At 69.0% G+C, this 25,333-nt stretch carries 24 protein-coding genes; 9 read left to right on the plus strand and 15 right to left on the minus strand.

Going from position 1 to position 25,333, the window contains the following annotated elements; translation table 11 throughout:
- Window positions 1-6: 6 nt before the first annotated feature.
- The 6 genes from ribB to rpiB form a co-directional block, all read right to left on the minus strand.
- Window positions 7-1,131, minus strand: a complete 1,125-nt coding sequence (ribB, locus tag FBZ83_RS18050; RefSeq protein WP_145686501.1) for a 3,4-dihydroxy-2-butanone-4-phosphate synthase — start codon at window positions 1,129-1,131, stop codon at window positions 7-9.
- Window positions 1,128-1,715, minus strand: a complete 588-nt coding sequence (locus FBZ83_RS18055; RefSeq protein ID WP_145676639.1) for a riboflavin synthase — start codon at window positions 1,713-1,715, stop codon at window positions 1,128-1,130. The genes ribB and FBZ83_RS18055 overlap by 4 nt, the downstream gene beginning before the upstream one ends.
- Window positions 1,716-1,828: 113 nt before the next feature.
- On the minus strand, window positions 1,829-2,947 hold the full coding sequence (gene ribD, locus FBZ83_RS18060) for a bifunctional diaminohydroxyphosphoribosylaminopyrimidine deaminase/5-amino-6-(5-phosphoribosylamino)uracil reductase RibD (RefSeq protein WP_145686503.1): 1,119 nt from the start codon (window positions 2,945-2,947) through the stop codon (window positions 1,829-1,831).
- A 17-nt stretch (window positions 2,948-2,964) separates the two neighbouring features.
- Window positions 2,965-3,429, minus strand: a complete 465-nt coding sequence (gene nrdR, locus FBZ83_RS18065; RefSeq protein ID WP_014240731.1) for a transcriptional regulator NrdR — start codon at window positions 3,427-3,429, stop codon at window positions 2,965-2,967.
- Between the two features lie 32 nt (window positions 3,430-3,461).
- Window positions 3,462-4,772, minus strand: a complete 1,311-nt coding sequence (gene glyA / locus FBZ83_RS18070; RefSeq protein ID WP_014240730.1) for a serine hydroxymethyltransferase — start codon at window positions 4,770-4,772, stop codon at window positions 3,462-3,464.
- A 54-nt stretch (window positions 4,773-4,826) separates the two neighbouring features.
- Window positions 4,827-5,258, minus strand: a complete 432-nt coding sequence (gene rpiB, locus FBZ83_RS18075; protein ID WP_145686506.1) for a ribose 5-phosphate isomerase B — start codon at window positions 5,256-5,258, stop codon at window positions 4,827-4,829.
- A gap of 535 nt (window positions 5,259-5,793) precedes the next feature.
- On the opposite strand from rpiB, the gene FBZ83_RS18080 reads away from it, so the two are divergent.
- The gene (locus FBZ83_RS18080) at window positions 5,794-6,237 is read left to right on the plus strand and encodes a MucR family transcriptional regulator (protein ID WP_145686508.1); all 444 of its coding nucleotides are present in this window, start codon (window positions 5,794-5,796) and stop codon (window positions 6,235-6,237) included.
- 143 nt (window positions 6,238-6,380) lie between these two features.
- Here the strand turns inward: FBZ83_RS18080 and FBZ83_RS18085 are convergent, their stop codons facing one another.
- Both FBZ83_RS18085 and FBZ83_RS18090 read right to left on the minus strand, forming a co-directional pair.
- Window positions 6,381-6,695, minus strand: a complete 315-nt coding sequence (locus FBZ83_RS18085) for a hypothetical protein (RefSeq protein WP_186466120.1) — start codon at window positions 6,693-6,695, stop codon at window positions 6,381-6,383.
- A 327-nt stretch (window positions 6,696-7,022) separates the two neighbouring features.
- Window positions 7,023-7,265: a DUF6898 family protein gene (locus FBZ83_RS18090; RefSeq protein WP_145686510.1), complete on the minus strand. Its 243-nt coding sequence runs from the start codon at window positions 7,263-7,265 to the stop codon at window positions 7,023-7,025.
- A gap of 128 nt (window positions 7,266-7,393) precedes the next feature.
- Here FBZ83_RS18090 and FBZ83_RS18095 point away from each other — a divergent pair, with 128 nt between their 5' ends.
- The 5 genes from FBZ83_RS18095 (at window position 7,394) to FBZ83_RS18115 (ending at window position 9,861) form a co-directional block, all read left to right on the plus strand.
- Complete coding sequence (locus FBZ83_RS18095) at window positions 7,394-7,906, plus strand: ferritin-like domain-containing protein (protein WP_145686512.1); 513 nt, start codon at window positions 7,394-7,396, stop codon at window positions 7,904-7,906.
- Between the two features lie 113 nt (window positions 7,907-8,019).
- Window positions 8,020-8,442 (plus strand): hypothetical protein, encoded by a 423-nt coding sequence (locus FBZ83_RS18100; RefSeq protein WP_145686515.1) that lies wholly within the window; start codon window positions 8,020-8,022, stop codon window positions 8,440-8,442.
- Between the two features lie 80 nt (window positions 8,443-8,522).
- Window positions 8,523-8,942 (plus strand): hypothetical protein, encoded by a 420-nt coding sequence (locus tag FBZ83_RS18105; RefSeq protein ID WP_145686517.1) that lies wholly within the window; start codon window positions 8,523-8,525, stop codon window positions 8,940-8,942.
- Window positions 8,939-9,403, plus strand: coding sequence for a DUF488 domain-containing protein (locus FBZ83_RS18110; protein ID WP_145686520.1), 465 nt, complete (start codon window positions 8,939-8,941; stop codon window positions 9,401-9,403). The genes FBZ83_RS18105 and FBZ83_RS18110 overlap by 4 nt, the downstream gene beginning before the upstream one ends.
- A gap of 8 nt (window positions 9,404-9,411) precedes the next feature.
- The gene (locus FBZ83_RS18115; protein WP_145686523.1) at window positions 9,412-9,861 is read left to right on the plus strand and encodes a GNAT family N-acetyltransferase; all 450 of its coding nucleotides are present in this window, start codon (window positions 9,412-9,414) and stop codon (window positions 9,859-9,861) included.
- Between the two features lie 15 nt (window positions 9,862-9,876).
- Here FBZ83_RS18115 and FBZ83_RS18120 read toward each other — a convergent pair whose 3' ends face one another.
- The 3 genes from FBZ83_RS18120 to FBZ83_RS18130 all read right to left on the minus strand — a co-directional run bounded on the left by FBZ83_RS18120 (window position 9,877) and on the right by FBZ83_RS18130 (window position 13,343).
- Window positions 9,877-10,650 carry a hypothetical protein gene (locus tag FBZ83_RS18120; RefSeq protein WP_145686525.1) on the minus strand — a complete coding sequence of 258 codons (774 nt, stop codon included), beginning with the start codon at window positions 10,648-10,650 and terminating at the stop codon, window positions 9,877-9,879.
- Between the two features lie 132 nt (window positions 10,651-10,782).
- Window positions 10,783-12,360: a cisplatin damage response ATP-dependent DNA ligase gene (locus FBZ83_RS18125; protein ID WP_145686527.1), complete on the minus strand. Its 1,578-nt coding sequence runs from the start codon at window positions 12,358-12,360 to the stop codon at window positions 10,783-10,785.
- The gene (locus FBZ83_RS18130; RefSeq protein WP_145686538.1) at window positions 12,357-13,343 is read right to left on the minus strand and encodes a ligase-associated DNA damage response exonuclease; all 987 of its coding nucleotides are present in this window, start codon (window positions 13,341-13,343) and stop codon (window positions 12,357-12,359) included. The genes FBZ83_RS18125 and FBZ83_RS18130 overlap by 4 nt, the downstream gene beginning before the upstream one ends.
- Window positions 13,344-13,493: 150 nt before the next feature.
- Here FBZ83_RS18130 and FBZ83_RS18135 point away from each other — a divergent pair, with 150 nt between their 5' ends.
- Window positions 13,494-14,414, plus strand: coding sequence for a pseudouridine-5'-phosphate glycosidase (locus FBZ83_RS18135; RefSeq protein WP_145686541.1), 921 nt, complete (start codon window positions 13,494-13,496; stop codon window positions 14,412-14,414).
- Window positions 14,415-14,523: 109 nt separating this feature from the next.
- Window positions 14,524-14,937, plus strand: a complete 414-nt coding sequence (locus FBZ83_RS18140; RefSeq protein ID WP_145676656.1) for a hypothetical protein — start codon at window positions 14,524-14,526, stop codon at window positions 14,935-14,937.
- 94 nt (window positions 14,938-15,031) lie between these two features.
- Here the strand turns inward: FBZ83_RS18140 and FBZ83_RS18145 are convergent, their stop codons facing one another.
- The 4 genes from FBZ83_RS18145 to FBZ83_RS18160 form a co-directional block, all read right to left on the minus strand.
- Entirely contained in the window at window positions 15,032-15,916 is an 885-nt protein-coding gene (locus FBZ83_RS18145) for an S-methyl-5'-thioadenosine phosphorylase (protein WP_145686551.1), read from the minus strand.
- Between the two features lie 76 nt (window positions 15,917-15,992).
- Window positions 15,993-16,691: a rhomboid family intramembrane serine protease gene (locus FBZ83_RS18150; protein ID WP_145686560.1), complete on the minus strand. Its 699-nt coding sequence runs from the start codon at window positions 16,689-16,691 to the stop codon at window positions 15,993-15,995.
- Between the two features lie 126 nt (window positions 16,692-16,817).
- Window positions 16,818-21,134 (minus strand): translocation/assembly module TamB domain-containing protein, encoded by a 4,317-nt coding sequence (locus FBZ83_RS18155; protein WP_145686566.1) that lies wholly within the window; start codon window positions 21,132-21,134, stop codon window positions 16,818-16,820.
- 113 nt (window positions 21,135-21,247) lie between these two features.
- Entirely contained in the window at window positions 21,248-23,188 is a 1,941-nt protein-coding gene (locus tag FBZ83_RS18160) for an autotransporter assembly complex protein TamA (protein ID WP_247888351.1), read from the minus strand.
- Window positions 23,189-23,458: 270 nt separating this feature from the next.
- On the opposite strand from FBZ83_RS18160, the gene typA reads away from it, so the two are divergent.
- Complete coding sequence (typA, locus tag FBZ83_RS18165) at window positions 23,459-25,285, plus strand: translational GTPase TypA (RefSeq protein ID WP_145676661.1); 1,827 nt, start codon at window positions 23,459-23,461, stop codon at window positions 25,283-25,285.
- Window positions 25,286-25,333: the final 48 nt, after the last annotated feature.

Consider the following 25,333-nt stretch of genomic DNA (forward strand, 5'->3'; position numbering starts at 1 on the left):
TGGCCGTTACTGGTCTTGCAGGGGAATCGGGCGGTGGCCGAGCACGGTCAGGCCGTACCCCTCCAGCCCGATGATGGACTTCTTGCGGTTCGACAGCAGAACCATGTCGCGCACGCCCAGGTCCAGCAGGATCTGCGCGCCGACGCCATAATCCCGCAGCGCGGGGGTCGGGTTGTCATGGCCTTCCAGCCGCGCCAGCACCGATTCCGTCAGGCTGTTCGCCATCGGCTCGCGCAGCAGGACGATGACGCCGCGGCCTTCCCGCGCGATCATCTCCATGGAGGCCTGAAGTTCGCCGTCGCGCGCGGCGCTCTTGTCGCCCAGCACGTCGTCCAGCACCGACAGGGCGTGCATGCGCACCAGCACCGGCTCGTCGCCGGAGATGTCGCCGCGCACCAGCGCGATGTGCTCCGCATAAGCCACCTTGTTGACATAGACGTACATCTGGAAACGCCCGCCGAAGCGGCTGTCCAGGGTCGCCGCCAGTTTCTGCTCGACGATCGTCTCGGTGCGGCGGCGGTAGGCGATCAGGTCGGCGATGGTGCCCACCTTCAGCCCGTGGAACTGGGCGAACTTCACCAGATCCGGCAGGCGGGCCATGGTGCCGTCGTCGTTCATGATCTCGCAGATCACGCCCGCCGCGGTCATGCCGGCCATGCGGGCGATGTCCACCGAGGCTTCCGTGTGGCCGGCGCGGACCAGCACGCCGCCGTCGCGGGCGAGCAGCGGGAAGACGTGGCCCGGCGTCACGATGGCGTCCGGCCCGGCCGTCGGGTCGATGGCGACCTGGATCGTGCGGGCGCGGTCGGCGGCGGAGATCCCGGTCGTCACGCCCTCGCGCGCCTCGATGGAGACGGTGAAGGCGGTCTGGTGGCGGGTGCCGTTCTGCTGCGCCATCAGCGGCAGGCGCAGCCGCTCGATGTGGTTCTGGTCCATGGCGAGGCAGATCAGGCCGCGCCCGTACTTGGCCATGAAGTTCACGGCCTCGGGGGTCGCGCACTGAGCCGGGATGACCAGATCGCCTTCGTTCTCGCGGTCCTCGTCATCGACGAGGATGAACATCTTGCCCTGGCGCGCTTCCTCGATGATCTCCTCGGGGCGCGACAGATACTCGTGAAACTCGGACGTCATTCCTGCCCTGCCAGCCGCGCCACATACCGCGCGAGCATATCGATTTCCAGGTTCACCCGGTCCCCGGCCTTCAGCGCGCCGAAGGTGGTCGCATCCTGGGTGTGCGGGATGATGTTCACGCCGAAGCGCGCACCATCGACCTCGTTCACCGTCAGCGACACGCCGTCCAGCGCCACCGACCCCTTGGAAGCGATGTATTTCGCCAGGGAGGCCGGCGCCTCGAAGGTGAAGCGCTTCGACTCGCCGTCGGCGCGGATGTCCACCACGGTGGCGACGCCGTCGACATGGCCGGACACGATGTGCCCGCCCAGCTCGTCGCCAACCTTGAGCGCCCGCTCCAGATTGACGCGCGTGCCTTCGGCCCAGCCGCCCAGCGTCGTCTTCGACAGGGTCTCGGCGGAGGCCTGGACGGCAAACCAGCCCGGGCCCTTCTCGACCACGGTCAGGCAGACGCCGTTGTTGGCGATGGACGCGCCGATGGGAACCGTCTCCATAGCGAAGACGGTCTCGACGGTGAACCGGGTGTCGCCCTGCCGTTCCACGGCCCGAACGCGCCCAACATCGGTGATGATTCCGGTGAACATGGGCCGGCAATTTAGCAGGTTTTCAATCGTGTGAAAGATTCATCCGCACGGCGTGCCACGCAACGGACTGTTGCGCCCGGCACGGTGCCGGACGTCCTGAAAAACGGCGCCGCTCACCCGCGGCGGACGTAGCTTTCCACGAGATCGTCTCCGGCCGGACGCAGGTCGGTGCGGCGGAATCGCGCCATGCGCTCCAGCCCGTCCACCCCGAAGGCGTGAACCGCCGGCAGCCCGTCGCCGCCCATGACCGAGGCGGCGCGGAACCATTCCAGCCGGTCCACCAGATTGGCGCGCAGCAGCGAGGCCGCCAGCGTGGCCCCGCCCTCCACCAGCACGCGGGTCAGCCCGCGGCGGGCCAGGGCCGTGCTCGCCGCGGCCAGATCCGGCAGGCCGGCGGAGTCGGCGGGCACGCGGATCACCTCGAGTCCGCAATCCTGGAAGACGGCCAGGCGGCTCGGGTCCGCATCCTCGCGCGTGACCACCCAGGTCGGCACCGAGCGCGCGCCCACGGCCAGCTTCCCGGTCAGCGGCAGGCGCAGGCGGCTGTCCACCACGATGCGCACGGGCGACCGGTGGCTGAGACCCGGCAGGCGGCAGGTGAGTTCCGGATCGTCGGCCAGGGCGGTGCGGATGCCGACCATGATGGCGTCGTGGGTGGCGCGCAGCCGGTGTCCCCAGGCCCGCGCCGTCGGCCCGGTGATCCACTGCGACTGGCCGCTGTGGGTGGCGATGCGTCCGTCCAGCGTCGTCGCCGCCTTGAGCGTGTAGAGTGGCCGTTCGTCCTGGATGCGCCGGAAGAAGCCTTCGTTGAGCGTCCAGGCCTCGTCCTCACAGACGTCGGTGTCCACCGCGATCCCCGCGGCGCGCAGCCGCTCCAGCCCGCCGCCGGCGACCCGCGGATCGGGATCGCCGCAGGCCACGACCACCCGCGCCACCCCGGCCTCGATCAGCGCCAGAGCGCAGGGCGGCGTCTTCCCGTAGTGGTTGCAGGGCTCCAGAGTCACATAGGCGGTTGCGCCGCGCGCAGCCCCACCGGCCCGCGACAGCGCTTCCGTCTCGGCGTGGGGCCGCCCGCCCGGCTGGGTCCAGCCGCGCCCGACCACCACGCCGTCGCGCACGATGACGCAGCCCACCGCCGGGTTCGGCCATGTGTTGCCGAGACCGCGCGCCGCCAGGGCCAGCGCGGCCCGCATGTGGCGGAGGTCATCGGGGTGGATGGCTTGCTTCGCCATGGGCACCGCCCGCCCCCTCACCCGTTCTGGGCTTCGGGGGCGAGTTGCTCGACGAACTCGTTGAAGTCCGACGCCTCGCGGAAGTCCTTGTAGACCGAGGCGTAGCGGATGTAGGCGACCTGATCGAGCGTCTGGAGCGCCACCATGATCATCTCGCCGATCTGCTTCGACGGGATCTCGCTCTCGCCTGAGGATTCGAGCTGGCGCACCAGGCTGTTCACCACCCGGTCGATGCGGTCGGCGTCGATCGGGCGCTTGCGCAGAGCGATGCGCATGGAGCGCAGGAGCTTTTCGCGGTCGAAAGGCTCCCGCTGGCCGGTGCTCTTCACCACCGTCAGCTCACGGAGCTGAACGCGCTCGAAGGTGGTGAAGCGCGCGCTGCAACTGGGGCAGAACCGCCGCCTGCGGATCGCCGAGTTGTCCTCGGTCGGTCGCGAGTCCTTGACCTGGGTGTCCTCGTGTCCGCAGAACGGGCAGCGCATGTCCGGCCTTTCCCCTTAGTCGGTCGTGATGATTACAGGGTCGGGTAGATGGGGAAGCGGCGGCACAGCTCGCGCACTTCTTCCCGCACCTTCGCCTCGACCGCCGCGTTGTCGCCGGAGTTGCTGGCGGCCAGACCGTCCAGCGTCTCGACGATCAGGCGGCCGACCTGCTCGAACTCGGCCACGCCGAAGCCGCGGGTGGTGGCCGCCGGGCTGCCCAGACGGACGCCGGAGGTGACCATCGGCTTCTGCGGGTCGAACGGCACGCCGTTTTTGTTGCAGGTCATGCCGGCGTGCTCCAGGCTCGCCTCGGCGGCCTTGCCGGTCAGGTTCTTCGGACGCAGGTCGACCAGCACGATGTGGCTGTCGGTGCCGCCGGACACGATGTCCAGGCCGCCCTCGATCAGCACCTTCGACAGGGCGCGGGCGTTGTCCAGGACGCTCTTGGCGTAGGTCTTGAACTCCGGACGCAGCGCCTCGGCGAAGGCCACCGCCTTGGCGGCGATGACGTGCATCAGCGGGCCGCCCTGCAGGCCGGGGAAGACCGCCGAGTTGATCTTCTTGGCGATCTCCTCGCTGTTGGTCAGCACCATGCCGCCGCGCGGGCCGCGCAGCGTCTTGTGGGTGGTGGTGGTGACCACGTCGGCGTAGGGGAACGGGTTCGGGTAGACGCCGCCGGCGATCAGGCCGGCGTAGTGGGCGATGTCCACCATGAAGTAGGCGCCGACCTCGTCCGCGATGGCGCGGAAGCGCTGGTAGTCGAGGACGCGCGGGTAGGCGGAGCCGCCGGCGATGATGAGCTTCGGCTTGTGCTCGCGGGCCAGACGCTCGACCTCGTCGAAGTCGATCAGGTGGTCGTCACGGCGCACACCGTACTGCACGGCCTTGAACCACTTGCCCGACAGGTTCGGGGCGGCGCCATGGGTCAGGTGGCCGCCGGCCGCCAGGGACATGCCGAGGATGGTGTCGCCCGGCTGGAGCAGGGCGAGGTTGACCGCCTGGTTGGCCTGCGACCCCGAGTTCGGCTGGACGTTGGCGAAGCCGCAGCCGAACAGCTTGCAGGCGCGCTCGATCGCCAGCGTCTCGGCCACGTCCACATACTCGCAACCGCCGTAGTAGCGCCGGCCCGGATAGCCCTCGGCGTACTTGTTGGTCATGACCGAGCCCTGGGCCTCCAGCACCGCCTGGGAGACGATGTTCTCGGACGCGATCAGCTCGATCTGCTCCTGCTGGCGGACCAGCTCGTCGCGCACCGCGCGGGCCAGTTCGGGATCGGTCTCGGCGAGCGAGGCGGCGAAGAAGCGGCCGATCTCGGCGCGGGGGTCGGCGTTGGTCACGGTCATGGCAGGGCAGGTCCTTGGTTCAGAAAGCAGTCACGGGCCGGGTGAAGGGCCGTCTCATCCCATCTTGGCGATTCGCCGGCTGTGCCGCTCACCGCCTTCGAAATCGGTCTTCAGGAAGGCGTCCACGCAGTCCTTCGCGATCTCCGCGCCGATGATGCGGGCGCCCAGCGCGACCACGTTCGCGTCGTTGTGCTGACGCGCGAGGCGGGCGGTGGTCACGTCGTGCACCAGGGCGGCACGGATGCCCGGATGGCGGTTCGCCGCGATGCTGATACCGATGCCGCTGCCGCAGATCAACACACCGAGCGCCGCGCGCTTGTCGTTGATGGCACCCGCCAGCGCCGTGGCGAAATCCGGGTAATCCACCGATTCCGGACCGTTGCAGCCGAGGTCCAGCACCTCGTAGCCGTTGCCGGCCAGCCAGGAGGCGATCTGGGCCTTCATCTCGTACCCCGCGTGATCGGACGCGATCGCGATGGTGGTCATGAAAGAAAAACTCCGTGCACGAATACGAATGGCGCCGGCCCGGAGGGAACACCCTGCGGGGACGGCGGCATGGCGGCAAGCTACCAGATGTCGCCCCGAACCGCCAGAAGGACACAACGCACAGGGGCTTTGCGCCGGGCACAGAACCGCAGAAGGCGGCATGGCGGGGGCTGAAGCGGAAAAATGGACGGAGCTCGCGATACATGCCGAGAACAAATGTTTCTCTATTTCCCGTGCCCGTTGACGTTAACGGCCAGTAAGCATGTTGAGCGATTCGGTGTCGCACCACGAATCGGTCAGTTGCGGGGCCCGATTCCCATGGTCTTGCCTAATTTCCCCTCACTAGACGATGCCTAAACGCGGGGCAGTGCAGCCCCCGTCCGGCCATTTCCTGGGACATCTGATTTGCCACGCCTTGTAACTTCATGCAGATCGCAAATAACTTAATTCGCTGCTTTCGAAATTATATTGACACCCAAATCACGCTGTGCAACTTGGTTGCTAGGGACAAAATGAAAAATCAGGACTAATGGCAATGAGTGACCAGCTTCGCGCCGATGTGCCCGATAACGAGCTTCTGCGGATGACCGCGGACATCGTCTCCGCATATGTCAGCAAGAACGTTCTGCCGGCGCAGCAGATTCCCGAGGTGATCAACACGGTCTACTCGTCGCTGACCGGGCTGAACACGCAGCCCCGAGAAATTCCGACGGAGCCTCTGAAGCCCGCCGTGCCGATCCGCAAGTCGGTGACGCCCGAATACATCGTCTGCCTGGAAGACGGCAAAAAGCTGAAGATGCTGAAGCGCCATCTGCGCTCCACCTACAACATGTCGCCGGACGAATACCGGGCGCGCTGGAGCCTGCCGCCGGATTACCCGATGGTCGCGCCGAACTACGCGGCGCAGCGCTCGGAGTTCGCCAAGCGGATCGGCCTCGGCCGCAGCTCCGGCCGCCAGACCCGCCGCAAGGCCGGCTGAGCGCCAGCACCGTCCTGAACGAACAGGGCCGGCCTCCCCGATGGGAGGCCGGCCCTGTGTCGTTTCGCCCTTATGCCTTTCCCAGGCCCGGACCGTCCGGACCGTTGCGCGGGGGACGTTGCCGAACCCGCCCGCGCCTCTCATCACCCACAGTTGCGGCCGGACAGGCGACAGTTGAATCGCTCGACATTGCGGGTCAGTTCCTGCCCGGTGCTGGTGTTTTCCTCGTTCAGGCAGCGCAGATAGTCCATGGTCTTGTCCACGTACTCCTTCACCTCGAACTGGCAGGCGGCCATCTTGTCCGCGCTGACGAAGGTGGTGGTGTCGCTCATGCAGAGCGGAACGCCGGGCTTCGTGCAGATGATGGTGGTTTCCGCCCGCGCCGGGCTTTGCGCCGTCACGGCCAGCACCAGCACCAGCAGCGCGGCCACCGGCGCCAGGGTCTTTCTCAACAGCACGGGCATTCTCCGCAAGACCGTCACGCAACGCATTGCGATCGTCTCCCTCCGCATTCGGTCAGGGCCGCCGCGCCCGGAAAGCGCTGCCCGGGACGCACGGCGGTCCGTTCGTTCGTGGAACGGTTTCTACAGGCGTTACATCCGATGCACCAGTGCCCACGGCGCGGCATAGGTCTAGAGTCGGAGTCGAGCAGTTCACCCCCGGACCGGTTCCGCAGGTCCGGCACCGGGATGTCAGTGCTCACCATCAGCAGAAGCCAAGACTAGCCGCGCCCCCCGCCCCGCCGGGAGGGCGCGCTTCTTGGCGTCCGCCTGTCCGGATCTGCGTCAGCGTTTGGCCGCGTCGCGCTTCATGACGAACTGGAGCTTGCTGATCGCGGTCCGTTTCAGCAGTTCCAGGCTGCCGGTGGCCGGCCCGACGACCGACACCTCCGTCGCGGTGACCGGATCGATGGCCATCACCTTCAGGTAGCTGCCGACCCGCTGGAACTCGAACAGCACCTCGCCGGGGCCGTTTCCCGCGCCGTTTCCAGCCGTCTGGCCTTTTCCAGGCGCCCGATTGCCCACCATTGCTTTCTCTCCATCGCCGGCCTTCGCCGGTCCCGATACCACCTTAGCACAGCGCAACCGTCCCGGAACCCCATCTGCCACGTCCTGTTGTTGGCGGACGACGAACACAGCAAGGGAGCACCGGCACCATGGCAGCCAAAACCATGCAGGATCTGCTGATCGAAGAACTCCGCGACATCTACCACGCCGAAAAGCAGCTCACCAAGGCCTTGCCGAAGCTCGCCAAGGCGGCGCATTCCGAGAAGCTCCGCGCGGCCTTCGAGTCCCATCTGGAGGAGACCCGCGGCCAGATCGAACGGCTGGAGCAGGTCTTCGAAGAGCTGGACACCCGCACCCGCGGCAAGCATTGCGACGCGATGGAAGGGCTGATCAGCGAGGCCCGCGAGATCATGGAGATGGGCCTTGCCCCGGAGGTTCAGGACGCCGCCCTGATCGCCGCCGCCCAGAAGGTGGAGCATTACGAGATCGCCAGCTACGGCACCGTCCACGCCTACGCCACCGCCTGCGGCCTCACCAAGGTGGCGGATCTGCTGGAGCAGACCCTGAACGAAGAGAAGGAAACCGACAAGAAGCTGAATGTTCTGGCCATCAACGACGTCAACAAGAAGGCGATCCAGGCCAGCGGACAGAAGGCGGCCTGAAAACGGCGCGCCGGGTCATAAGCCGAATCTCTTGTTACAGCAGGGGCCATTGAAGGCGGGCGGGTGAGCCCCTACTATCGGGGTCACCCAATCGATTTCTCCGGTGCCCGTTTATGCGCAGGGTCGCGTCCTTCCTCGGTTGCCTTCTCATCGTCGCCACGGTCGCCGGTTCGGCCATGGTGGCTCAGGCGGCGGAGGGGCCGGCGGCCCTGCCACCCTCCGTCCGCATCAAGCCGGTGATGGTCCCCATCGTCAGCCGCGGGCAGGTCGAGCGTTACACCCAGATCGAGGTGATGCTGGAGGTGGCGAACGCCACCCGGCTGGGCGAGGTCCAGGTCGCCATCCCGCGGCTGCACGACGCCGCCCTGCGCGCCGTCTATCTGGGCATCGAAGAGGGGTGGATCGTCCGCGGCAACATCGCCAACATGCCCGCCCTGCGTCGCAAGATCGACGAGGAGAGCGTCAAGCTGTTCGGCAAGGACGTGGTCAGCCGCATCCTCATCACCCCGCTCGCCCGGCAATCCTCCTTCCCCTGACCCCCCTCCCCCGTTCCGGCGGTTGCCTCCCCGGCCGCTTCGCGGCAGCATGGCCGCCTGACCGCTAGGGAAACGCGAGAATGGCCGTGGTTTATGTGGCGCGCAGCGCCGCGCTGACGAAATGGGCGTCCGACGTCGGACAGGGGAAGCACATCTTCAAGCTGGGCGTGGCCGCCGACACGGACGCCGCCAAGGCCGCCATCGACGCCGGCTGGGCGGGCGAGAGCGACTGGCGCCCGGTTCACAGCCAGGAGGTGGCGGAGCTTGACGAGGAAGCGGTGATCGAGCGCCTGATGCGCAAGGAAAAGGTCATCGACCCGACCTATTACCCGAAGCTGAAGGGCGCCTCCGGCGTCTTCCGGATCACCCTGACCAACGTGCAGAACAGCCTTCTCGTCGCCAAGGCGATGTCCGCCGACGAGCCGCTGACCGACGTCAAGGTGAAGCCGAAGGACATCGCGGAGTACATGATCCGCAACGCCCTCCCCTCCCCGTCATGAGCAGCCCGCCGCCGCTCTACACCATTGGTTACGAAGGCGCCTCCTTCGACTCCGTCCTGCGTGCATTGAAGGCGCGGGGAGTCGGGGTTCTGCTCGATGTGCGCGAGTTGCCCCTGTCCCGCCGCGCCGGCTTCTCGAAAAGGCCGCTGTCCGCCGGTCTGGAGGAGGCCGGAATCGGCTACGTCCATCTGAAGGGGCTGGGCACGCCCAAGGAGGGCCGCGTCGCCGCCCACCAGGGCGATCTGGACCGCTTCTGGGCGATCGTCGACGCGAAGATGCAGACTCCGGAAGCCGAGCACGACCTGAACCGCGCCGCCGCCCTGGCACGGGAACGCCCGGCCTGCCTTCTCTGCTTCGAGGCGTCGCCGCACCTCTGCCACCGGCTCCGCGTCGGCGAGAGTCTTCACAGCCGCTTCGGCTTCACGGTGGAGCATCTGAACCCCACCGACCTTTCCTTCTAGGGGCTGACATGCATTCCCGCTGGTACCGCTTCGCCGACCTGTCCGCCGGCACCTTCCACGACATGCTCCACCTCCGCCAGAGCGTGCTGGTGGTGGAGCAGGCATCGCCCTTCGCCGACCTCGACGGCCGCGATCCGGTGGCGCAGCATCTGGCGCTGTATGACGGCGACGTGCCGACACCGGTCGGCTACGCCCGCATCTTCGGCCCCGATCCGGAAACCGGCGCCACCTCCTTCGGGCGGTTGGCGGTCGCGCCGGCGTGGCGCGGCAAGGCGCTGGGCCGCCGGCTGGTCGCCGAGTGCCTGGAGCGGCTGGCCCGGGAATGGCCGGAGCACGACGTGCAGATCAGTGCACAGCTTTATCTGGAAAGCTTCTACGGCGGCTTCGGCTTGCGACGTGTCAGCGCCGTCTACGACGATGTCGGCATCGACCACATCGACATGCGGCTGAGCCGATAGGGCGGAGAATCCTGTCTACTTCTTCGCTTCGGCCAGGATGTCGCCGGCTTCCTTGCGGATGACGTTCAGGTTCTTCAACAGGATCGCCAGCGCCTGATCGTAGTTGAAGGCCTCCTCCGACTCGTCCGGGATGTCGGTGTCGTCGGCCGCGACGGAGACCTTGGCCTTCTTCTTCACGGTGGCGAAATACTCGCTGCCGGTCTTCTCAAATCCCTTGATGGCCTTTTGCAGGGCGTCGACGTCGTTGGCGCGTGTGGCGGCGTCCAGCGCCTTTGTCGCCTTTTCCAGCCCGCTCGACGCCCGGAAGGCGAGCAGGAAGCCCTCGGCCGGCTTCTTCTTGCCGGTCAGCGCCTCGAACATCTTCTTGGCGGAGGTCCAGTCGGCGAAGAAGGTGGTGGCGGGCATCTCCTTGGCGCTGCCCGCCTTCTCCAGCTTCTTCAGGGCGGACTGGCTTTCCAACTGGGCCATCTGTTCGACGTTCATGGCGCCGCCCAGCATGTCGGCCGCCACCTCGACGGCGCCCTCGTTCTTCGCCTTCTGCGCCTTGACGATGACCGCGCTGAGCTTCGCCCGGAAGATCTTGGTCGCCTGGAGCAGATCGGCCAGCGCCGCGCGCAGCGCCTTGGCGTCCCCGGCCTTGTAGGCCTTGTCCCAGGCCGCGGCGGCCTTCTCGACGTCGCCGGACTTCTTCACCACCGCCAGGGCGTCGCCCGAGTTCGGAATCTTCTTCGCCTCGGCCTCGCACTTCGCCTTGTGTTTCTTGAATTCGGGAGCGGCGGCGAACGGCATGGTCAGGTCTCCGGCTTGATGTCTTCCCCGCTCGACCGCAGCGAACGGTTGCAGAAGACTAAGCGCTGCCCCACCAGCGTCAACGCGGACCCGGTTCAAAATGGAAGAAGCGGTGCGGTTTACTCGCCCAACCTAACCGACGACCATCGCCTGGAGAGTCTCCAGCCGGTCGGCCTCCGCCGCCGGCTTGTCCCAGCGGATGCGGTGGACGCGCGGGAAGCGCATGGCAAGACCGCTCTTGTGGCGGTTCGACGGGTGCACGCTGTCGAAGGCGACCTCCAGCACCAGCCCCGGCTCAACCTCGCGCACCGGGCCGTAACGGCGGGTGGTGCGGTTGCGCACCCAGCGGTCGAGTTCCACCAGCTCCGCGTCGGTGAAGCCGAAATAGGCCTTGCCGACCGGCACCAGCTCCTCGCCGCGCCAGACGCCGAAGGTGAAGTCCGAATAATAGCTGGACCGCTTGCCGTGCCCGCGCTGGGCGTACATCAGCACGGTGTCGAGGGTCAACGCCCCGCGCTTCCACTTGAACCAGGGTCCCTTGGGACGCCCGGCGACGTAGACGCTGTCCTTGCGCTTCAGCATCAGCCCTTCGATGCTGTTCTCCCGGCTGCCCTCGCGCAGGCCCTTCAGCGCCTCCCAGCCCTCGAACGGCACCAGCGGCGACAGGTCCATCCGCCGGGGGCGCACCGCGTCGTGCCAGCGCTCCAGCCGGGCGCGCCGCTCGGTGAAGGGCAGGCTCCGCAGATCCTCCTCGCCATCGAACAGGATGTCGTAGAGCCGCACCCAGGCGGGAAACTCCTTGAGCATCGCGGCGGTCACCGTCTTGCGGTTCAGCCGCTGCTGAAGGTCGTTGAACGGCGCGATCTCGCCCTCGTCGCGGGCGACCAGCAGTTCGCCATCCAGCACGGCGTCGAAGGTCATGTGGTCCGCGATGTCCGGAAAAGCGCCGGACACGTCATCGCCGGTGCGGCTGTAGATGCGCCGCTCGCCGCCGCGGGCCGCCAACTGCACGCGGATGCCGTCCCATTTCCATTCCGCGGCGTAGTCGGCCGGATCGAGCCCGGCCATGTCCTCCTCTTCCAACGGGTGGGAGAGCATCAGCGGGCGGAAGCCGGCGCCCTTCCCCGCCGCCGGCCGGTCGGACTTCCCTTCCAGCCAGGCGAACAGGTCCGCATAGGGCGGGGTCAGCCCATGCCAGCACTCCTCGAGGTCGCCGAGATCGACCTTTCCCCACTCCGCCAGTGCCGTCTTGGCCAGCCGCGCCGACACACCCACCCGCAGGCTGCCGGTGATGAGCTTCAGCAGAGCGAAGCGGCCCGAGGAATCGAGCGTGTCGAGCCACCCCTCCACCAGCCCCATCACCTGCCCGCGCTTGGTCGCGCGCAGCGTCTCCACGACCTCGGTCAGGGAGGGCGGGAGGCTGTTCGCCCGCTCCGGACGCTCCGGCCAGATCAGCGCCACCGTCTCGGCAAGATCGCCGACATAATCGTAGGACAGGGCAAACAGCTCCGGATCGACGCGGGTGGCGACCAACTGCCGGATGGCCGCCGGCTTGGCCTCGTGGAAGACCAGCGATTCCGTCAGCGCCGCCAGCGCCCAGCCGCGGTCGGGGTCGGGCGTGGTGGCGAAGAAGTCGGCCAGCAGGCGGATCTTCCCATTGCGCGCCGGCATGAAGACCAGCCCGTCGATCAGCGCGGAGAAGTTCCTCACGCCCCCTCCTCCTCGAAGCCGACCAGGGCCAGGGCGCGGGCGCGGATGCCGCGCTGGGTAGCGTGGTGGACCAGCGCTTCCTCCCGGCCATGGGTCACCCAAACCTCGGGGGCCGAGACCTCGTCGAGCGTCTGGGTCAGTTCGTCCCAATCGGCGTGGTCGGAGATGACCAGCGGCAGCTCGACGCCGCGCTGGCGGGCGCGCTGGCGAACGCGCATCCAGCCGGAGGCCATCGCCACCACCGGGTCGGTCAGCCGGCGCGCCCAGCGGTCGGCCACCGCGCCGGGCGGGGCCAGCACCAGCGCGCCCTTCAGCTCCTCCTTCGCCGCGACGGTGGCCGGGCGAAGCTCGCCCAGGGGCACGCCGAAGCCCTCGTAGAGTTTGCAGATCGGCTCCAGGGCGCCGTGCAGGTAGATCGGCCGGTCGTAGCCGGCGGCGCGCAGCAGGGAGATCACCCGCTGGCATTTGCCCAGCGCGTAGGCCCCGACGACATGGCTGCGCTCCGGAAAAATCGACAGCGAGTGCAGAAGCTTGTCGATCTCCCCCAGGTCCGGCGGGTGGCGGAAGACCGGCAGGCCGAAAGTCGCCTCGGTGATGAAGACGTCGCAGGGCACCGGCTCGAACGGGGCGCAGGTGCGGTCGAAGCGCCGCTTGTAGTCGCCGGACACCACCACCCGCGTGCCCTCATGCTCCAGCACCACCTGCGCGCTGCCCAGCACATGGCCGGCGGGGACCAGCCGCACCGTCACGTCGCCGATGCGGATCGCCTCGCCGTAGTCGAGCGTCTGGGTCGTCGCACCGGCCCCCTCGCCCAGCCGTTGCCGCATGATGGCAAGCGTCCCGGCGGTGGCGAGCACATGGGCGTGGCCGGGCCGGGCGTGGTCGGAATGGCCGTGGGTGACGACCGCGCGCTCCACCGGGCGCAGCGGGTCGACGTAGAAGCCGCCGGGCTCGACGTAGAGCCCCTCGGAGCAGACCTTCATCCAGCGTTCGGCGGGGGGGCGGGCGGGGCTTTGTGCAGGCATGTGCTGCAATATAGGCCGCTCTCGCGAAAGGACAAAATTCCGATTCCCCCCGGTTGCGCCGAGGCGGAGCGCAGCGCAGGATGCGGAAGAACCAGGGAGACTCCGACCATGCACCACCGCCTGTCCCCAACGCCCGAGGTCGCCGCCGCCCTGGCCGAGGGGCGGCCCGTAGTGGCGCTGGAATCCACCGTCATCTCGCACGGCATGCCCTATCCGAAGAATCTGGAGACGGCGACGGCGCTGGAGGACGCGGTGCGGGCCGAGGGGGCGGTGCCCGCCACCGTCGCCGTCCTCGACGGTCGCATCCGCGTCGGGCTGGACGCCGAGTCCCTGGAACGGCTCGCCAAGGGCGGCACCGGCGTCCTGAAGCTGAGCCGCCGCGACCTGCCCGTCGCGCTGGCGACCGGCGTGCCGGGCGCCACCACGGTGGCCGCCACGATGATCGCCGCAAGGCTGGCCGGGATCGCCGTCTTCGCCACCGGCGGCCTGGGCGGGGTGCATCGCGGCGCCGAAACCAGTTTCGACGTGTCGGCGGACCTCGACGAGTTGGCCCGCACCAGCGTCTGCGTCGTCTGCGCGGGTGCGAAGTCGATTCTCGACCTGCCGAAGACGCTGGAGGTGCTGGAGACTCGCGGCGTCCCCGTCCTGGGGCTGGGCACCGACGAATTTCCGGCCTTCTACAGCCGCAACTCTGGTCTGCCTGTCTCTCATCGCTGTGACAACGTGCATGAGGTCGCGGCGATCCTGAGGGCTAAATGGGAGCTTGGGCTGGAGGGTGGCGTGGTCCTCGCCAACCCCATCCCGGAGGCCAACGCGCTGGATGGCGACGCCATGGAGCGGGCCATCGCGCAGGCGCTAAAGGATGCGGAACATCATGGAATCACGGGAAAATCCGTCACGCCTTTCCTCCTTGCGGCGCTGGAGCGGATCACCGATGGGCGCAGCCTGACCGCCAACATGGCGCTGATCCGGAACAACGCCGTGACCGCGGCTCGGCTGGCCGCCGCCTACGCATCGCCGGCATCCTGATCGGTCATAGACCATTATGCATAAGAGGTAAGCCATCCGTGACGTCCGGATTTAAGTCCCCGTTAACCGACGCCGAGTGAATCTGCGCTCGTTCTTCACGGAGGTCTCTATGCGTGCGCCCAGCCCGTCGAACCTGGTTTCCCGGATGATCGCCATGGCCGCCCAGCCCGACGAGGGCATCGGCGAAGCCGACAACCGCCCGGCTGCGCGGGTCAAGAAGATCGTCTGGGCCTCCCAGGCGGCGAAACTGCGGGGGTCCCTCTCCTCGCGCCTGGTCCATGAGATCGAGTGCGCGGTATCCGCCGACCTCGACAGCATGGAACTGCCGGAGGTGTTCTTCACGTCCGTCGAGTTCGCCGGCCGCGTCATCACCTGCGACCTGGACGCCTCGGGCACCGCCTCAATCTTCGGCCTGATCGAGATCAGCGATTATGACGAGCTGGTGGAAGAAGCCGGCGACGACGCGCTGTTCGGCGTCGATTGGGACGGCGTCTACGTGACCCCGGCGCGCACCCGCCACTGAGGCCTTCCGCCCGATCCCCTTCCAAGCGATCCAAAGTAAAAAGCCGCGGGACCCGGACGCACGCCGGGTCCCGCGGCTTTTTGCGTTGGCGTCCTCAGCCCAGCGCGCGGGCGAGGATGATGCCGAGATTTCTCAGCATCTCCGGGTCGCGCTTGTCCGGCGCGGTCATGATCGCGTGGTCGAGCGCGGTGTGGCAGCCCTGGGCGCACAGCCCGTCGCGCACCTGGAGCTTCGGAGCGAGCGTCCTGACCAGCGACCGCGCCTTGCCGGCGTTGGCGACCACCACCCGGATGACGGCGTCGACGGTGACGTGGTCATGGTCCGGATGCCAGCAGTCGAAGTCGGTGACCATGGCGACGGTCGCGTAGCACATCTCCGCCTCGCGGGCGAGTTTGGCCTCTGGCATGTTGGTCATGCCGATGACGTCGCAGCCCCAGCTCCGGTACAGCTCGGACTCGGCCTTGGTCGAGAACTGAGGGCCCTCCATGACCATGTAGGTGCCGCGACGCTGGTGCGGGACCTTCAACTCGACCAACGCCTCCTCGATCAGGTCGCCCATCCGCCCGCAGACCGGATGGCCCAACGCCACATGCGCCACCAGACCGGTGCCGAAGAAGCTCTTGTTGCGGGCGAAGGTGCGATCGACGAACTGGTCGATCACCACGAAGGTGCCCGGCGGCAGATGCTCCTTCAGCGAGCCGACGGCGGACACCGACAGAATCTCGGTCACGCCAAGCGCCTTCAGCGCGTAGATGTTGGCGCGGAAGTTTAGCTCCGACGGCGGGATGCGGTGGCCGCGGCCATGGCGCGGCAGGAAGACCAGCGTCTGGCCGTTCAGCTCGCCCGTCAGCAGCTCGTCCGACGGGTCGCCGAAGGGCGTCTCCACCTTCACCCAGCGCTGGTTCTCCAGCCCGTCGATGTCGTAGACGCCGCTGCCGCCGATCACGCCGAGCACCGGCGCGGACCCGGTTTCCGCCATAGTCACATGCCTCCGTCAATGGAGGGCGCAGTATTCCGCCCCGGCCCGGCAAAGGCAACGGTCACGGCAGGGACCGTCACAGGGTGCGGAGCAGAACCACGACCAGCGTCAGATAGACGGCGGCCTTCGCCGCGGTGCTGAGGCGCGCCACGCTCCACAGCGCCACGCCGGGGCGGCGGAACAAGGCGACCAGCGCCATCCCCGCGCCGAACCCGCCCAAATGGGCCGCCCAGGCCACGTCGCCCAGGCTGGAGTCCGGGGACGGCGGCATCAGCGTCATCGCCACGTTGATCGCCAGGAAGCTGCCCACCACGAAGGAGGCCGGAACGCGCGGCCCGGGCGTCACGCCGAGGGTGGCCTGCGGATGCAGCAGCAGGAAGGCGCCCATCACCCCGCAAATGCCCCCGCTCGCCCCGACCAGCGGCGCCATGGGATCGACGGCCAACGCCCCCTCGACCACGGCCCCCGACGCGGCGCACAGCAGGAAGAACAGCAGGTAGCGCAGGCTGCCCATCGCCAGCTCGACCGCTCCGCCGAAGGCCCAGAGCGCCAGCATGTTGCTGACCAGATGCACGATGTCGCTGTGGATCAGGACATGGCCGAACAGACCGCGCCACACCGCCCAACTCGGCAGCGGCCCCGCCGTCTCCACCGTTCCGAAGAAATAGGCGGGGACGAAGGCGAGGGATTCCGGCGGCACGCCCAGCACGAAGGCCAGCGTGCAGGCCATGACGATGCCCTGGTTGACGTAGGGAATCCTTCTGGCAGCGCGCACCGCTCCCCCTTCGCCGATGACCGGAGCCTTGGCGGCGCGGCCTTCATCCTTGTTCGATATGGGGGCTCTTGCGCCGATGACCAGCGCCCGAACGCCGCGCATGGACCGCAGAAAGGCGGGCGACGCCTAGTAGTTCCACTCCCACTTGACGCCGACACGGGTGTCGGAATCCGCGCCGACGTCGGCCTGGGCCTTGATGTTCTTGGTGATGTCGACCTCGACCGTGGCGCGGCTCTGGTTCGCGCCGATGCCCTGCTCCACCCCGACATAGACGCGGTCGCTGACGTAGCGCCCGGCTTCCACCGCCCCGCCCTTGCCGTCGGCACCGCCGGTGAACTCCAGCCGGTCGACGCCGAGACCGCGACGCAGATTGCCGAGCAGGCCGGGCCCGCCACCGCCGAAGCCGGCCAGGGTCGCCGCGGATTGCGCGAGCTGGACCGCCTCCACCGCGTTCAGGTTGCCGACCGACTTCCCGAACAGCACGGCGGACAGCACCTCGTCCTGCGGCAGCCCTTGCGGGGAGGTCAGTTCCAGCTTCGGCTGCCCGGCAGTGCCGGTGACGAGGACCTGGGCGGTCACGTCGTTGGCCGTAGCCTCCGCCAGGAAATCCAGCCGCGGGTCGATGGTGGGTCCCCCGTCGAACTCGATGATGCCGCGCTTGAAGACGAAGGTCTTGGCGAGAAGGTCCAATTCGCCTTTCAGCATGTTCAGCCGCCCACCGACCAGCGGCTGGCTGGAGGTGCCGGTGACGGTGAGCTGGCCGGCGAACTCCGCCTCCAACCCGCGGCCCCGGACGAAGATCTGGTTCTGCGCGTTGATCGTCAGGTCGAGGATCATCGCGAAGGCCGGTTCCGGCGCCGCCGGCCCGTTTCCAGCCGGCCCGTTCTTCAGGCTGACCGGCTGCGCCTTGCGGCCCTTGCCGACCTCGACGACCTTCAGGTCAACCACATTGGGCGGGGTCTGGTTGGGGATCTGGATTTCCGCCCGCTCGATCCGCACAGGACCGGCGAGACGCGGATTCAGGAAGCTGCCGGTCAGCGTCAGATTGGTGCCGAGGGTGACCACCGCCAGATCGTTCTGCACCAGCCGGGCCCGGTCGGCCTGGATGGCGAGGTCGAGCTGCTGCTGCGGGTCCGCGGCGGCGGGACGGATCACGCCGCGGGCGCTGATCTCGCCGCCGTTGGTGGTCCGCCCGCGGAAGCTCTGGATGGTGAAGACGTCGCCGTCGCCGACGATGCGGGCGTCGATGTTGCTGATGATGGCGCCGCTCGCCCGGTTCTCGTAGCGTCCGTTGGCCAGGGTCACCGTGCCGCCCAGCCGGGGGGCCGCCACCGTGCCGTCGACGCTGACGTCCAGCCGCAGCGTGCCGCGCGCCCGGTCGCCGCTGGCCGCCAGCAGGTCGTTGGCGAGCGAGGCGTCGATGGCGCCGCGCAGCGCCGCCTCCAGCCGGCCGCGCTCCGGCACCGAGAAGGCCAGCGTGTCCGGGTCCATCGCCAGCGGTGCGGCGGCGGTCAGGGTCACCCGGCCCGCGTTGTTGCTGGTGGCGACGTCGCCATCCACCGACAGGCGGGCCTCCCGCCAGCGCGCGTTGACCGTGGCGTTCAGGCCCGGCACGCCGGCCTGGGTGGTCTGCTGCGCCTTCAGGTTGGCGATGCGCAGCGTGGCGTCGGCCTGCGGACGGCGGACGGTGCCGCCGAGCGTCGCCTGGGCGTTCAGCGTGCCGTCCAGCCGCAGGGTCGGGTTGGCCAGCCGGGCCAGCGCCATCGGCACGCGGTCGAGCCGCAGCTCGCCCGACAGCCGCTCTCCGTTCAGGCCGAGATCGGCGGCGAGCTGGGCGTTGCCGCTGACCAGCCGCAGGCCGGAGACCTCGTAGCGCCGCTCGCCCAGGGCGATGGCGGCGGGCTGGGTCAGCCGGAAGGATTCGCCGCTGTAGCGGCCCTGGAGCCGGTCCAGCCGGATGCGGTTCAGCGCGCCGTTCTGGGTGAATTCGCCGGCCAGATCGAGCCCCAGCGGGTCGCGCCCGGCGCCGGCGGCTTCCGCCCGGAAGGCCGCCTTGGCGAGCGAGCCGTCCACGCTGGCGGTCACACGGGCCAAGTCGTTGCCGGCGGCGGCCCCGTCCTGAAGCTCCACCCGCGCCTTGCCGCTGGCGTTGCCCAGCGCGTCGGCGACGTCGGCGTTGGCGGTCAGGCGGCGCGCGGCGAACAGCGGACCGCCCTCCCCCTCGACGCGGAGGTTGGTGGCGTTGGCGGCCAGGTTGGCCGCCTGCTTGCCGTTCGGCGCGTCGAGCGCAACGGTAAAGCCCGCCGCCCCGGTGAGCGGCACGCCGGCCAGCTCCGACAGGGCCTGAAGCTGCGGCAGGTTGCCGTCGAGCTTGCCGGTCGCGGTCATGGCGTCGAGCGCAACGCGCACCGCACCGGTGATCCGGTTCGGCCCGTTCGCCACGGCGAGGTCGCTGATGCGCAGCGCCTGCCCCTCCAGCGCGTAGGCGGCGTCCGCGGTCAGGCCGGCGCCAGCCAGTTCGGTGCGGGCCGACACGCGCCCCTGCGGGGCGCCCGGCAAATTCTGGGCGGTGGCGTTCAGCCGCGTGTCGCCGAAGCGGCGCCCCTGCACGGCGAGGTTCCGCGCGTGCAGCGCCGCCTCGGCCACCAGCTTGTCCAACGGGCCTTTCGCCGTCGCGTCGAGCGTCAGGCCGCCGGCCATCTCCGTGCCGGCGGCGGTGCCCACCGGGGCGAGGTCGGCGATCTCCAAGCGGGTCTTCGCGTCCACGGCCCCATCCACCAAGGCCGCGGCACCGGTCAGTCGCCCGTTGCGGCCATCCACCGTCAGGTCGGTGAGGCGCATGGCGCCGCCCGGCTCCATCACCGCCTGGGCGCCCAGGCTGACGTCGCGGCCGAGCACGCCGTCGGCCGGCGTTCCGGTCTGCAGGCCGCGCAGCGCGCCGCTGAGACCGGCCGTCAGCGTGCCGTCCTCCTGCCGGCGCACCGGCCCGGCCAGGGCCAGCGAGCCGGCCAAAGGCTGCCCGGCAAGGGCGGAGAGGCGCGACAGGTCGTCGGCGTTCAGCGACACCGTCACGTCGGCGGTCTGGCCCCAACCGGTCACGCTGCCCTGCGCTCCAACGCTGGCCGCCGCGGTGGTCAGGGTCACCCCGTCGATCCCCACCGCGCCGGTGTCGGCGTTGATCCGCGCCCGCCCGTCCAGCCGCACCTCCGGCCCGGCGACCGAGGCCAGGGCGGGATCGTCGGCGGCGAGGTCGCGGATCAGCCCTTCCACCACCACGGTCAGCGCGTCCAGCGTGCCCTGGGCGGTGCCCGACACGGTGCCTTCCCGCCAGGCGATGCCGGGGGCGAAGCCGTGCAGGGTGGAGTCCGGCCCGGCCTGCACCTCGTAGCGCAGGTCGAGGCTGCGGCGGTCAGCGCCGACGCGGCCCGAGAGGTTGGCCGTGGCGGCGGCGGTCTCGACGGCCACCGGCTGCAGGGTCAGGGCGCCGTCCGGAGCGACCACCACCGTGCCCTTGAGCGCCGGCTGCGGGCCGGCCAGCGGCGCGATGTCGGGGCCGAGCAGTGACGCCACGTCGCCGGTCGCCGCGAGTGTCACGGCGTGCCCCTCCGGCACCGCCTTGATCGTCGCGTCGGCGGCCAGCCGGGCGGCGTTCTCCGCCGCCGCGGTGAAGGTGCCCTTCCAATCGTCCAGCGAGCCCTGCCCGTCCAGCGACGCGCTGACCGGCGGTGCACCGGGGATGTTCAGCGCGGTGGCGATCAGCCCGCCCGCCGGCTCCGACGCCTTCAGATTCAGGTCGAGCCGCTTGTCGTCGGGGTTGAAGGCGACGTCGAGCGCCACCGTGCCCGGCTGTTCGCCGAGACGGTCCACGTTCAGATGCGCCTCCAGCGACGACCCGCCGGACGCGAGGTCGAGCGACCCGTCGATCTTCAGCCGCGCCTCCTGCCCGATCAGCGGCTCGGCCAGGACCAGCTCGGCGATGGCCAGCTTGTCCACGGCGACGCCCACCGGCAGGCTGGGCAGCAGGGAGGTCGGCCCCTGGTCAGGTGGCGGCTCCGGCCCTTCGGCGGGCAGCGGCGCGCGCTCGACGACGACGCGCTGCGCCTCGATGGCGTCGGCCTTGGCCCGCCCGGTCAGCAGCGCGGTCGGGGCGAGGTTGACGCGCAGGTCCTCCAGCCGCAGCCACACACCCTCGCGGTCGGCGACGGTGACGTCGGAGATCGTGAAGTTGACGGGCACCGCGCCACCGATGGTGCCGATCTTGACCTGAAGGTCCGGACCGTTGACCGCCTTCTCGATGGTCTGGGCGATCCAGCGCCGGACGGCGTTGGCCGGACCCCAGCCGCCCCCGTCGGTGTCGGCCGCGCGGGCGGCCTCCGTCAGGACCGCCCCGCTGAGGACAGTGATGGCCAGAAGAAGGACGATCAGACGACGCAAAACCGACACCACGCACCCCGTTGCGGCATTCCCCGAATGGTATAACGGGAAAGAGCATGGGCGATCCCGATCCAAGTGGCAAAAATGCGACCCGAACCGGCATCACCGGTTGAAAGGACGAATCAGAAAGCCTGACCCAGACTGAGGTAGAGCTGCCACTTCGCATCGCCGGAGTCTGCGTTCAGCGGGAAGGCGACGTCGGCGCGCAGCGGCCCGAAATCGGTGTAGTAGCGGGCGCCGATGCCCGCGCCGACCTTCAGCGGCTCCTTGAAGTCCGGGAAGGCGCTGTCGAAGACGGTGCCGGCGTCGACGAAGGGCACGATGCCGACGGTCTCCGTCACCTTGACGCGCAGTTCCAAGCCGGCTTCGAACAGCGAGCGTCCGCCGGTCGGGTCGCCGTAGATGTCGCGCGGTCCGGCCTTCTGGAAGCCGTAGCCGCGCACCGACCCGCCGCCGCCCGCATAGAAGCGGTGGTCCGGCGGAACCTGGTCCAGGGAGGCTCCCACCGTGCTGCCGACTCCGATGCGCGCCGCCGCGACGTAGCGCCCGTCGTCGGACAGGTCGCGGTAGGCCGACGCGTTGATCTGGAAGCTGGTGAAGATCGAGTCCGTATCCCCGGCGTAGGGGAACCAGGGGGTGGCAAGCAGCGAGGCGCGGTAGCCCCTGGACGGGTTCAGCAGGTTGTCCGAGCCGTCCCAGGCGACGCCCAGCGGCACGCCGATGAATCCGGTCTGATACTCCCGCAGGTTGGAGCGCACCCGCCCGCGTTCTCCCGACACGCCGTAGGAGACTTTGAGCTGGTCGGTCACCTGCCGCTCCAGCGAGGCCGAGCCGATGGTGGCGACGCGGTCGTAGGCCGGCGGCTGCTCCGACGCGACCTGGAAATCCAGGATCAGCGACTGGCGCGGCGCCAGGAAATCGGGCTTGCGGAAATTGGCCGACAGGCGGATGTCCGGCAGGTCCAGGCTGCCGCGCGGTCCCTGCGCGGCGCCGTTGTCGCCGCCGATTCGCCCCACCTCGACGCCCAGCCGCAGCCGCTCCGCCCCGCCGAACAGGTTGCGGTGGCCCCAATAGGCCGAGCCGCCCACGCCATCCTCCGACGAGTAGAAGGCGCTGGCCCCGATGAAGCGGTGCAGCTTCTCGGCCAGGGTCACGTCCACCGGCGTGACGCCGCCCGGCCCCGGCTCCTCGGCCAGCCGCACCCGCACGGTGTCGAACACGTCGAGTTGGGCGATCTGCTGGCGCGCCCGGTCGACCTTGGCCGGGCTGTAAATGTCGCCCTGTTTCCAGGGCAGGCGCCCGCGGATCAGCGTCTCGTCGACGCTGGCCAGCCCGTCGATTTTGGTGTCGCCGAACATCACCAGCGGGCCGGGATCGACCGAATAGGTGACGTCCATGCTGTGGTCGTCGTGATCCACCACCACCCGCCGCTCGGCGACGGTGGCGAAGGGGTGGCCGCGGTCGGTCATCCGGCGCAGCAGAGCGGACTGGGCGTCGACCACCTGCGGCGCCCGCGCCCGCTCCCCCACCGGCAGGCCGATGTCGGCCGGCGTCACGTCGCCGCCCGGCAGCGGCGCGCCGTCGGTGGAGGCGATGGTGATGGTCTTGAAGCGGTAGGCCGTACCCGGCGTCACCGCCACGGTCACCTTGGCCGGCGTCTGGGCCGCGTCCACCCGGATGTCGAGCACCGCGTCGTAGAAGCCGGCGGAACGCAGCGCCGTCTGCAGGCGCTCCCGGTCGCTGTCGGCACGCCGTTCCAGCCCCAGCACCGACGGTGGCGGATCGCCCTTCAGGCTGACCAGCGAGGAGCTGTCGCGCAGCAGGTCGCGCAGCTCGTCGTCCTCCATCCCGGTGAACTCCACCTCATAGGGGATTTGCGGGCCGGGGGCGTTGGGCGTGGGATCGTCCGGCGCGGAGCCGTCCGGCGCCGCGGGCGGCGGAGCGGCCTCCTGAACCGGGTCCGGCGCCGGGTCCTGCGCGCGCGACGGGTCGCCCGGCACGGCGACGAGCGCGCTGGACAGGAGGAGGATGGCGAGGCGGGAAGCGGAAACGCGGCGGGTCATCAACCGACCATGTAAGATTCCTTGTTCCAGACGCCAATGATTCGGTCGCTGTGACGCAAGGAAATTCCGCATAGGCGCTTTGGGCGAGTTTCCCTCACCTCGCCGCTTGCGTTATGAAGCCGGATCATTATATTGCGTCGCAACAGTTTCCCCGGCAGAGCCCCCCGACCAATTTCGGAGGGTTTTTTTGTTGTGCGCGGCCGACGAGCCGCGGTGTCGGGGCGGCATTGCGCAACGGAAGCCCCAAGCGGATTTAAGAGTCCCCGACACATGAATCTTCGTAACGTCGCCATCATCGCGCACGTCGACCACGGCAAGACGACCCTGGTCGATCAGCTCCTCAAGCAGGCCGGTTCGTTCCGCGAGAACCAGCAGGTCGCCGAACGCGCCATGGACTCCAACGACCTGGAGCGCGAGCGCGGCATCACCATCCTGGCCAAGTGCACGTCGGTCCTGTGGAACGACCTGCGCATCAACATCGTGGACACCCCCGGCCACGCCGATTTCGGCGGCGAAGTCGAGCGCATCCTCTCCATGGTGGACGGCGTGGTCCTGCTCTGCGACGCCGCCGAAGGGCCGCTGCCGCAGACCAAGTTCGTGCTGGGCAAGGCGCTGAAGCTGGGCCTGCGCCCGATCGTCGTCATCAACAAGGTGGACCGTCCCGACGGCCGTCCGCACGAGGTGCACGACGAGGTGTTCGACCTGTTCGCCTCGCTCGACGCCTCGAACGAGCAGCTCGACTTCCCGACCCTGTTCGCCTCGGGCCGCAACGGCTGGGCGACCACGGACCTGGAGAACGGCGCCCGCGAGACGCTGACCCCGCTGTTCGAGCTGATCCGCGACCACGTCCCGCCGCCCAAGGTGGAAGAGGACCTGCCCTTCGCCATGCTGGCGACCACGCTGGAGGCGAACCCCTATCTGGGCCGCATCCTGACCGGCCGCATCCAGACCGGCAGCGTCAAGGTCAACATGGCCATCAAGTCGCTGAGCCGCGACGGCAAGCTGATCGAAAACGCCCGCATCAGCAAGGTGCTGGCCTTCCGCGGCCTTGAGCGCGTTCCGGTGGACGAGGCGCACGCCGGCGACATCGTCGCCCTGGCCGGCCTGACCACCACCACCGTGGCCGACACCATCTGCGCGCCGGAAGTCGCCGAGCCGCTGAACGCCCAGCCGATCGACCCGCCGACCCTGGCGATGACCTTCTCGGTCAACGACAGCCCGCTGGCCGGCCGCGAGGGCGACAAGGTCACCAGCCGCATGATCCGCGACCGCCTGTTCCGCGAGGCCGAAGGCAACGTGGCGCTGCGCATCTCCGACACCGAGGGCGGCGACGCCTTCGAGGTGGCGGGCCGCGGCGAACTGCAGCTCGGCATCCTGATCGAGACGATGCGCCGCGAGGGCTACGAGCTGGCCATCAGCCGCCCGCGCGTGCTGTTCAAGACCGACCCGCTGAACGGCCAGCGCCTGGAGCCGATCGAGGAAGTCGTCGTCGACGTGGACGAGGAGTTCTCCGGCACCGTCGTGCAGAAGATGGCGGAGCGCAAGGCGGACCTCATCGAGATGCGACCGTCGGGCGGCAACAAGACCCGCATCGTCTTCCACGCCCCGTCGCGCGGCCTGATCGGTTACCAGGGCGAGTTCCTGACCGACACCCGCGGCACCGGCATCATGAACCGGCTGTTCCACGGCTACGCCCCCTACAAGGGCACGATCGCCGGCCGGCGCACCGGCGTGCTGATCTCCAACGCCGACGGCACCGCGGTCGCCTACGCGCTGTGGAACCTGGAGGATCGCGGCCCGATGCTGATCGATCCGGGCGTTCCGGTCTATCAGGGCATGATCATCGGTGAGCACACCCGCGGCAACGACCTCGAGGTCAACGTCATCAAGGGCAAGCAGCTCACCAACATCCGCACCACCAGCAAGGACGAGGCGGTCCGCCTGACCCCGCCGATCCAGATGACGCTGGAGCGCGCCCTGTCCTACATCGGCGACGACGAGCTGGTGGAGGTGACGCCGAAGTCCATCCGCCTGCGCAAGCGCTACCTCGACCCGAACGAGCGCAAGCGTCACGCCCGCGCGGCGGAAGCCAGCTGAGGCGCAAGCCTTACGGCAGCTCTGCATTGAGATCGCGGGAGGGCTTCG

The organism is Azospirillum brasilense (genome assembly GCF_007827815.1).
GTDB lineage: Bacteria > Pseudomonadota > Alphaproteobacteria > Azospirillales > Azospirillaceae > Azospirillum > Azospirillum brasilense_C.